Consider the following 9,549-nt stretch of genomic DNA (forward strand, 5'->3'; position numbering starts at 1 on the left):
AACTTATTCGCCGTTAAATAATAACTCCTCAGTTATTATTGGTTGCGGATAATTATGAAAAAACATGTGGTGGTTATTGGTGCAGGTGTCATTGGCCTTAGTACTGCATATGCTTTAATCAAAGCGGGTCATGCCGTCACTTTATTAGAATCAGAATCTGATGTCGGCATGCAAACAAGTTTCGCCAATGGCGGACAACTTAGCTATCGCTATGTTTCGCCGTTAGCAGATGCAGGAGTACCATTACAAGGTTTAAGTTGGATGGGGAAAGATGATTCACCATTGAATTTAAAAATACAATTTTCCCTGCAACAATGGGCTTGGTTAACTCAATTCACCTTAGCTTGTAATCGCAAAACAAATAAAATTAATGGTGCTCACCAACTACGCCTCTCTTTACTCAGCCAAGAGATCATGAATATCTGGCGTAATAATGGTGATATCGGTGACTTTGCTTGGGAAAAATCGGGTAAACTAATTATTCACCGTGACCAAAAAAGCTTTAATAAAGCTTGCGAAACCATCGACAGTCAATTTCAAAAGGTTTTAAATCCGACTGAAATTACCGCCTTAGAGCCATCATTAAAGAATATTCAATCACAGTTAGTGGGCGCAATTTATGCTCCTGATGATGAAAGTGCAGACTGTTATTTATTCTGTAAAAACTTACTCCAATATTTATCAACTCAAGCAGATTTTACACTATGCTTACAACATTCTGTTGTTTCATTTATTAAAGATGATAAGCGAATTACAGGTGTTATTACTCCGCAAGGAACAATTTCTGCCGATGATGTCATTGTATGTGCCGGAAATGGAAGCAGGAAACTGCTAAAAACATTAGGTATTCATGTACCAATGCTTGGCTTAAAAGGCTATAGCCTTTCTATTCCTTATCCAGAAAAAGAACATGTGGTGCCTAAAATCAATGTAACTGATTATGGAAATAAAATTGTTTATGCAAAACTTAATCAGCAACTTCGCATCGCCGCAATGGTGGATATCGGTTATGACAAATTAGGCTTGCGTGATAACCGAATTTCCGCCTTAAAAAATATTATTAAAAACACATTCCCTGATGTAACAAATATTGAAGATGCCGAAACATGGTGTGGATTACGTCCATCAACACCAAAAGGGCCACCAATATTAGGCAAAACTGGATATAACAATCTTTGGTTAAATATTGGTCATGGTAGCTTAGGGTTTACCTTAGCCGCTGGCAGCGCTCAAATTCTCAGCCAATTAGTTTCAGGAGAAACATCTCCCATCTCTTTAACTGGATTAACGAGGTAATACAACAATATGATCAAACGTAATAATCCAAAGCCACGTTTAGCTGATAGCGTTGAATATGCAGGCTTAGTTTATTTATCAGGACAAGTTCCTAATGATTTAAATGGTGATATCACAGCTCAGACACAAGATGTACTTGCAAAAATAGATACTCTATTAGCTGCAAGTAACAGTGACAAAACACGTATTCTTTCAGCCCAAGTTTGGATCAAAAATATGGAACGTGATTTTGCTGCTTTTAATGCTGTTTGGGAATCATGGATGCCAACAGAGAATAGCCCTGCACGTGCTGCCGTTGAAGCAAATATGGCTAGAGAGCAAGTGCTTGTGGAAATCATGGTAACCGCTGCGCAACGTTAGTGCCGATTTCAATAACGATACTTTGGCCTAAAAAAGCGCTTTATATTCCATGGGCGTTTGACCTTTGCATATCACTCTCAACAGGTTAATCCCTACCTAAAAAATAACTAAGTTGCATCGTTCCCTTTTAATAAAGGGTGAATGATACAACTTAGTTTAATGATTATTTTTTATATAAGCTGGCCGTTACCGAAACATCGTTTCCACTTCCTTCAGACTCAACCGAAGTAATAACAAAATATTCAGCACCTTTCTCATCCGCTTTTTGAGAGATTGCCTTTACATAATCAGCAGATACACCATCATTCATAACAACATTGACCGTGCCTGCAAATTTCAAATACAGAGATTTTGTATAATTAATTTCTGTCGCCCCAAACGCTAATGGACTTAATAATGCAAAAGATAATACAAGTATTTTTAGTTTTTTCATAATAAAGCCACCTTAACAATAATTTTTTGTTTATAAACAATAAAAAACGTTAATGACTTATATTTGTTCTGTCAATGACTACACTATCTAATTCGTTTATTCCTTTCTAGATTGAAAATATTGTTAGCTCTTAATAAACAAAAGATTACCCTACATTCTCATTTTTAAGCTTTATTATATTATTTTATTTATATAACAGCGATCACATAGAGCAGTTCCATTTAAACTCATCTACAAATGATATTTCATTATTCATTACCGACTGTCTTAAAAGCATAATGGAGAAAATGATGAAAAAAACAGTGGTACAATATTTATTAACTCGATTATACGATATAGGTGTTAGCGATATTTTTGGTGTTGCTGGGGATTATTCATTTCCAATTAATGATGCCATTTGTGAAAATAATAAAATGCGTTGGGTTGGCTGCTGTAATGAATTAAATGCAGCATATGCTGCAGATGGGTATGCGCGAATAAAAGGTATAGCTGCATTATCAACAACATTCGGTGTTGGTGAACTCAGTGCTATCAATGCTATTGCGGGATCTTACGCTGAATATTTACCTATTTTTCATTTGGTAGGTATGCCATCTAGCGGTACACAGGAAAGTAAAAAAATTCTTCATCACTCTTTAGGAGATGGGGATTTCACTCTGTTCTATAAAATGTTTCAACCTATTAGTTGTGCGCAAGCAATTCTTACCCCTGAAAATTGTATTGAAGAAGTAGAACGGCTGATCACATACGCTTTATTTAAGCGCCAACCTGTCTATATCGGTATTCCATCCGATTATGCTGAAATGCCTATTCATACAAATAAACGGTATTCAGTATGCACTGATATTCCCCAAAGTAATAATCAAAACCTAACCAAAGTTATTAATGTAATTTTAAATAAACTATTAACTAGCCAAAAAATTAGCCTACTTCCGGGAATTTTAGCTTCTCGTTTAGGATTAACCGATGAGCTTCAAACCCTAATAAATAAATCAAACTTACCTTATGCTACCATGATTATGGATAAAGGGGTACTCAATGAAACAGCATCTAATTATATGGGCATCTATTATGGACATTTAATAAATACCCCTGTTAGTGAATATATAGAAAGCAGCGATTGTATTATTAGCATCGGTGCAATGATGACGGATATGAATACGGGCTGTTTTACTGCCGCTATCCCTTCAGAATATCATATCAATATCATGCCTGATTATGTCAAAATTGGTTCTACAGTATACTCTCAGGTGTATATGAAGGATGTACTCGCTAAATTGAAAGAGCGAATTCCCTCATTTCATCAAAACCACCCTAAAGTTCAATGCTTAGATGAATCATTGTTCACCGGCTATCAATCAATATCGGCTGAATATCTATATTCTCGATTCGAAAAGATGTTTAAAGAAAATGATATTATTTTTACTGACACAGGAACCCCATTAATGGGTTTAGTCTTTGCACAACTTCCTAAAGGGGTTCAATTCTGTAACCAAACCTTGTGGGGGTCTATTGGATGGTCTACTGCCGCCGCTTTCGGAGCGGCTTTGGCAGCCCCTAAGCGCAGAGTGATCTTAATTACAGGGGAAGGTGCTCATCAGTTAACAGCACAAGAAATTTGCCAGTTTGCACGTTTTCAATTAAAACCGATTATTTTCATTATCAATAATGATGGGTATCTATTTGAGCGCTTAATATGCAAAGATCCGGAAGCTTATTACAATGATATCGCTAAATGGGATTATGAAAAATTACCCGCTGCATTAGGTTGTCATGATTGGTATTGCCAAAAGGTAACACGTTGTAATGAACTTGATATCGCCATCAATCATGCAGAGTCATCCCCTTTTGCATCCTACATTGAAGTGGTCACTGATAAATACGTTGCACCTGAGCTTGCACATAAATTACGGGGAGCATTAGATTCGTTATACTCTTCTTAATATGAAATAACTATTATGATAAGAACTGGCAGCTGGTTATTAAACAATCAAAACCTTGCCAGTTTTTGCATTAGTCATTTTCTTTTTGCCTTATTTTTGTGCAATGTTCTCCTCTTAAAAAACGCCAAGCTAGAAGCATGATAAAAAACATTAATTATCAATTAGTTATTTCATTTAATTGTTATTTCAAATCGAAATTTAAAAAATTATGATTAACATTTATCTTGGAATAACTCAAATTTTCATTTAGGTATGTAGGCTTAATATGGTATAACCGATTATTAAGAGAAATTTAATGGTTATATAATTTAAAAAAGAATAATATTCATACTTAAGCGAGATACGAATGATTACTGAGTCACGTTGTGTTTTTTCTGAAGGCAGTGTTACCCTCCCCGATGGATATAAAGAACAAACCGTCAATATCCTGATTTCCCCCACAGGGAATGCGGTTAACATTTCTCGGGATGACAAACCCGCTGATGAAACCTTTGATGACTATGTTGCTCGCCAAAAGCAACTTTTGCAACGTTCCTTGAAAGATTGGCAACTCCTTGAAGAAAAGCCCTCTGTACTGGGACTCGACGGCATTCACGGCTATCTCATCAGCTCACGCTACCGCCCGAACAAAAAACAGCAAGTGTATCAAATTCAGGCTGTTTACCCTTTCAGTGATACCCAAACCCTGATTTTTACAATGTCATCCCCCAACGCCTTTAACGATGAGCAATGGGCGTGGATGAACACTCTCCTGCTTAGCTTTCAACCAAGAGGGTAACCACCATGCCAGAAGCCGCCAGAGTCGGTGATATCATCGGTCATTCAAAATCGATGTGGGGAATGCTCATCGGTACGGTATTAGGGGCAGCTATTGCCATAGGAGGCGCAGTCATCTCTGGTGCCTTGATGGGGATTGGCATTGGAACAAGTTATGTTGGTATCGGCTTTTTTGCTATTGGAGCTTCAGTAGCAATTGGGTATGGCACAGCTAAGCTAGCGGAATGGGCACGGGATAAATGTGTTGAAACGGGATCTAAATCCTTAAGCCCCTGCGGGGAAATCAAAACCGGCTCTCACAATGTACGAATTAACGGTAAGGCCGCCGCCATTTCCACTCGCAGTGACGTCAAGTGCGATAAGGAAAATAGTCTGCGTCAAATGGCACAAGGCTCTGACTCGGTGTATATCAATGGATTCCCTGCTTCTCGGGTCGGTGATAAAACCACCTGTGATGCCACGGTGATGGAAGGCTCCCCCAATGTCCGGATTGGTGGGGGGACACAAGCCACTGAAGATATAGAGCCTGAAATTCCGTCTTGGGTCACTACGGCCTCTGATTTAACCATGTTATTTGCGGGATTTTTAAGCTTTGGAGGAGGAGTGGCGAAAGGCCCCAGCGCGGTGGCAAAGCTGTGGAGCAAATTACCAGGCAGCGCCAAAATTAGCCGTTTCTTCTGTCGTTATGGAACGGTACTTACAGCGATGAGCATGGCAATCCCCGCAATCGGCATACTCACTCGCCCTGTGGAGGTGATTGGTGGGCAGAAAGTATTAAACGGTGAGGATGAGCTGGATTTTACCTATGAGTCTGAATTACCGCTTCACTGGCAACGCAACTATTTAAGCAGTTATTGTTATGAGGGTGTATTGGGTCGAGGCTGGAGTTTCTTTTGGGAAACCCAATTGATTAAAACCGAAGACGGCTTTGTTTGGCAAAACCTGTCGGGTGACATCCTTCCGTTTCCAGACATCCCACTAGGGTATCGTAGCTTTTGTGAGGCTGCCCAAGGCTGGATGATCCACAATGACGATGACAGTTGGACGTTTCAGGATGCAGGTGAACTGCGTTATCATTACCCCCCTTTTGATACCGAAGGTCGCAGCCGCTTAAGCCACGTCATAGATAATGTCGGTAATGAGCAACGTTTCCACTACAACGAACAGCATCAACTCATTCACATTACCGGTTGCGGTGACCTGAATATCGTTTGTGAATACCAATCCTTTCCGTTTGAAGAAAAAACAGTATCACGTCTCACAGCCGTGTATCAGGTAAACGCCAATCAAGCTCGTCGCCGTCAATGTGCTTATTTTTATAACGAACACGCCCAGCTGGTACGTGTCGAACAGCACACAGACCACCCTTACCGCCAATTTGGTTGGACAGATGCTGGCATCATGGCGTGGCATACGGATAAATATGGTTTACGCAGCGAGTACCGTTGGGAACTCTCCGACGATAACCTGTGGCGTGTGATTGAAAACACAACCAGCGAAGGGGAAAGCTACCGACTGGAATACGATGATATCCATCTCACACGCACCGCTTATTGGTATGATGGCTCTACCTCATTTTGGCAACTCAATGATAACTATCAAATCATTCAGTACACTGACCGAACAAGCATCAAAACCGAACTCTTGTGGGATGAGTTTGGGCTACCTTGCGGCTGTCGCAACGCCGAAGGACATACGCAAACCAGTGAATGGGATGAGTTAGGACGATTACTCAGTTTAACCGATGGTAATGGCAACCAAACCCGCTGGCAATACCAAAATGAACGTGACCGCCTTATTGCTGTCTTTTGGCCTGATGGCACTGAATCACGTTTAGAGTATGACCGTTTTGGACGGTTAATCAAAGAAATCTCTCCACTGGAGCAAACGACCGAATACCGCTATGACTTTAAAACTACACTGCGCCCCACCGTCCGCATTGATGCCAAACAGGGGCGCAGCGAGTTCCTCTGGACAAAACGCGGACAATTACTGCGTCATACCGACTGCTCTGGCAAGCAGCACTACTGGCATTATGATGATGAAGGTCGTTTGGTTTCTCACACTAACGCCTTACATGAAGCCACAGAGTACCACTACGATAATGCAGGACACATCACGCGCATTGTGTTGCCGGATAATTCTACCGTTCAATTGGCCTGGAATGCCGCGGGGCTCCTCACCCATCACCAACGCAATGACAATACCCCGCGTCAGTGGCAATACAACGCCTTCGGTCGCGTCACAACGGAAATCGATAAACTCGCTCGACATATTCATTACCATTACAATGCTGAAGGCGTATTAATTTCAATTGAAAACGCCAATGGCGGACGTTACCTACTCAACCGTGATGCCGAAGGCCGACTCATCGAGGAAATCAGACCGGATGATACGCTGCTTCAATATCGCTATAACAGTTTCGGACGTTTAGCCGAGGAAACTCGTTTAGGCGACCGCGTGTTCCCTTCCCCAGCTCGCACGGTGTTGTTACAGTATGACCCCGCGGGTAACCTTGTTCAACGGGAAACATTAACTGATAGCTATCAATACCAGTGGGATAGCCTAAACCGCCTGTTGGTGGCGTCGAGGCAACCGAATCAACTCGGTCTTGAAATGGGCTTGCAAGCGAACCAAGTTCACTTTACCTACGACGCACTTGGGCGTATTACCCGTGAACAAACGGGCGATGATATCGTCGAATTTGCTTACGATGAACTCAATAACCTGAGCCGTCTGACGTTACCTCAAGGTGATAGCCTCAACTGGCTCTATTACGGTTCTGGACATGCGACTGCCATCAATCACCTTGTTGAGGGTACACCGCACTTAATCACCGAATTTGAACGGGATGACCTCCACCGTGAAATCAGCCGTACCCAAGGTGCTCTAACCCAATATCGACAGTACGATAAGCTGGGACGGACAATAAGCACCTTCAGCTCACGCGATAAACCGCATCCACTCAACGGCATTGCCTCATCACGAAAATGGTTTTATGACGAACAAGATAACCTTGGCGCGATGGAAGACCATTATCGGGGCTGGGTGGAATACCTGTATGACTCGGAACAGCGACTGAAAAAAGTCGCCAGTGGCGAAAACATGGACGCCATGCTGTTCTATGACCGTGCGGATAATCTGTTAGAGCGACCTCAATCAGAAATCGAGGCGCAAACGCCATCAATGCCTGCCCTAAGCCCGCAAGGGGATAGGCTACTTCAATTTCAAGGCTGGCAATATCGCCATGATGCCTATGGTAACGTGATTTCACGCGGGCACCCTAACCAAGCCAAACAAACTTATCAGTATGATGGGGATAACCGTTTAGTTATCGCCCAAACCAGCGACATGAAAGCCCAATATCACTACGATGCACTGGGTCGTCGCATTCATAAAGTGGTCGAATCACGGGCTCACGGCACACTAAAACGACACGAAACCCATTTTGTGTGGCAAGGGCTTCGGTTGCTGCAAGAGCAGGATATCAATACAGGTAAATGTCAGACCTATTGCTACGAAGAACACGGCAGTTATACCCCACTCGCCGTTATCGTGAAGCAACCCGCCGGCTACCGTTATTACTGGCACCACTGCGACATTAACAGTGCCCCACTTGAGGTCACCAATGCACAAGGCAATACGGTGTGGTCAGGGAAATATGAACACTTTGGTTTTGTTCGCAGTAGCCCATTAAGTTTCTACTCTGACCCTGAACGTGAAATGGAGTCCTTCGAGCAGAACTTACGCTATGCCGGACAGTATTTTGACACTGAAACGGGATTACATTTTAATACCTTCCGATTCTACGACCCACAGATAGGCCGTTTTATCATGCACGACCCGATTGGGTTATTGGGTGGGATGAATCTGTATGCTTATGCACCTAATCCATTGGTATGGATTGACCCTCTCGGTTTAATGATCTTATATAGAGGTATGAATATTGCTGAATATGATGAGTTGATGAAAACCGGAAAATGGACATCTCCTCCAAGCACATTAGAAGGAAAATGGTTTGCTGAATCCTATAAGGATGCGGTGACGTGGGGTGAAAAAATGGGGCATGGTGGTGATTTCCGTGTTGTTCAAGTCAATGTACCTGATCATATAGCTGATGCTGCTTATAAAAACCCTCGATTGGATGGGATAGGAAAAGCTAGATTTATAGAGAATGCAGTTCTCAATGAGGCAAAAATTAAGCCTAGGTGGAGTAAATACATACATCAACCGACTTGCTAAAATAGAGGGAAAAATGGAAACTTCAAAAAAAAATGTTAAGATTTATTGGACACCAGTGCAACAAGGTGGAAAAAAATCACTCCCCCTGAATTTAAAATATTATGTAATCACTGAACCAATGAGAGGTAAAAGTGGTGATATATCATCTTGGTCAGTAGTGCTAAATATTAAAAGTAACGAACAAGTCGATTCCTACCAAAGAATAGGTTCAGGTGAAGCGTATTTTTTAATGGAAGATGCCCCAAGTTTTTTACTCACCCCGGGATTTATCATGAACGTTTATGAAGGACCTAAACTAGTTGGTACAGTTGAAGTTCTATAATCTATCGTATTAATTACTAGTTCCTAATAACGCACTGTGAATGGACATGATGATGCACTCGGTCGCCTTATTCATAAGGTGGTTGGATCACAGGCTCACGGCAAACCAACACGACATGAAACCCATTTTGTCTGGCAAGGGCTGCGATTGCTGCAAGAACAGGATATCAATACCGG

Annotated in this window: 7 protein-coding genes; 6 read left to right on the forward strand and 1 reads right to left on the reverse strand. The window is 41.7% G+C overall.

Features of this window, described 5'->3' with window-relative positions; translation table 11 throughout:
- Window positions 1-54 precede the first annotated feature (54 nt).
- The gene (locus PR675_RS05800) at window positions 55-1,296 is read left to right on the forward strand and encodes a D-amino acid dehydrogenase (RefSeq protein WP_036941455.1); all 1,242 of its coding nucleotides are present in this window, start codon (window positions 55-57) and stop codon (window positions 1,294-1,296) included.
- A 9-nt stretch (window positions 1,297-1,305) separates the two neighbouring features.
- Window positions 1,306-1,656, forward strand: coding sequence for a RidA family protein (locus tag PR675_RS05805; protein WP_004922788.1), 351 nt, complete (start codon window positions 1,306-1,308; stop codon window positions 1,654-1,656).
- A gap of 163 nt (window positions 1,657-1,819) precedes the next feature.
- Here the strand turns inward: PR675_RS05805 and PR675_RS05810 are convergent, their stop codons facing one another.
- Window positions 1,820-2,089, reverse strand: a complete 270-nt coding sequence (locus tag PR675_RS05810) for a DUF1471 domain-containing protein (RefSeq protein ID WP_004922790.1) — start codon at window positions 2,087-2,089, stop codon at window positions 1,820-1,822.
- Window positions 2,090-2,379: 290 nt separating this feature from the next.
- On the opposite strand from PR675_RS05810, the gene PR675_RS05815 reads away from it, so the two are divergent.
- The 4 genes from PR675_RS05815 to PR675_RS05830 all read left to right on the forward strand — a co-directional run bounded on the left by PR675_RS05815 (window position 2,380) and on the right by PR675_RS05830 (window position 9,373).
- On the forward strand, window positions 2,380-4,032 hold the full coding sequence (locus tag PR675_RS05815) for an alpha-keto acid decarboxylase family protein (RefSeq protein ID WP_060560808.1): 1,653 nt from the start codon (window positions 2,380-2,382) through the stop codon (window positions 4,030-4,032).
- Between the two features lie 346 nt (window positions 4,033-4,378).
- Complete coding sequence (locus PR675_RS05820; RefSeq protein WP_060560807.1) at window positions 4,379-4,810, forward strand: DcrB-related protein; 432 nt, start codon at window positions 4,379-4,381, stop codon at window positions 4,808-4,810.
- A gap of 5 nt (window positions 4,811-4,815) precedes the next feature.
- Complete coding sequence (locus PR675_RS05825) at window positions 4,816-9,051, forward strand: RHS repeat-associated core domain-containing protein (RefSeq protein WP_230085225.1); 4,236 nt, start codon at window positions 4,816-4,818, stop codon at window positions 9,049-9,051.
- Between the two features lie 13 nt (window positions 9,052-9,064).
- On the forward strand, window positions 9,065-9,373 hold the full coding sequence (locus PR675_RS05830; RefSeq protein ID WP_230085226.1) for a hypothetical protein: 309 nt from the start codon (window positions 9,065-9,067) through the stop codon (window positions 9,371-9,373).
- Window positions 9,374-9,549 lie beyond the last annotated feature (176 nt).

It is taken from the genome of Providencia sp. PROV261 (genome assembly GCF_028477945.1).
GTDB classification, from domain to species: Bacteria; Pseudomonadota; Gammaproteobacteria; order Enterobacterales; family Enterobacteriaceae; genus Providencia; species Providencia stuartii.

Bases quoted from the DNA above. Each gene is read 5' to 3' on its own strand.
- PR675_RS05805 (WP_004922788.1), top strand. From the start codon at position 1,306: ATGATCAAACGTAATAATCCAAAGCCACGTTTAGCTGATAGCGTTGAA.
- PR675_RS05810 (WP_004922790.1), bottom strand. From the start codon at position 2,089: ATGAAAAAACTAAAAATACTTGTATTATCTTTTGCATTATTAAGTCCA.
- PR675_RS05820 (WP_060560807.1), top strand. From the start codon at position 4,379: ATGATTACTGAGTCACGTTGTGTTTTTTCTGAAGGCAGTGTTACCCTC.
- PR675_RS05825 (WP_230085225.1), top strand. From the start codon at position 4,816: ATGCCAGAAGCCGCCAGAGTCGGTGATATCATCGGTCATTCAAAATCG.
- PR675_RS05830 (WP_230085226.1), top strand. From the start codon at position 9,065: ATGGAAACTTCAAAAAAAAATGTTAAGATTTATTGGACACCAGTGCAA.
- PR675_RS05815 (WP_060560808.1), top strand. From the start codon at position 2,380: ATGAAAAAAACAGTGGTACAATATTTATTAACTCGATTATACGATATA.
- PR675_RS05800 (WP_036941455.1), top strand. From the start codon at position 55: ATGAAAAAACATGTGGTGGTTATTGGTGCAGGTGTCATTGGCCTTAGT.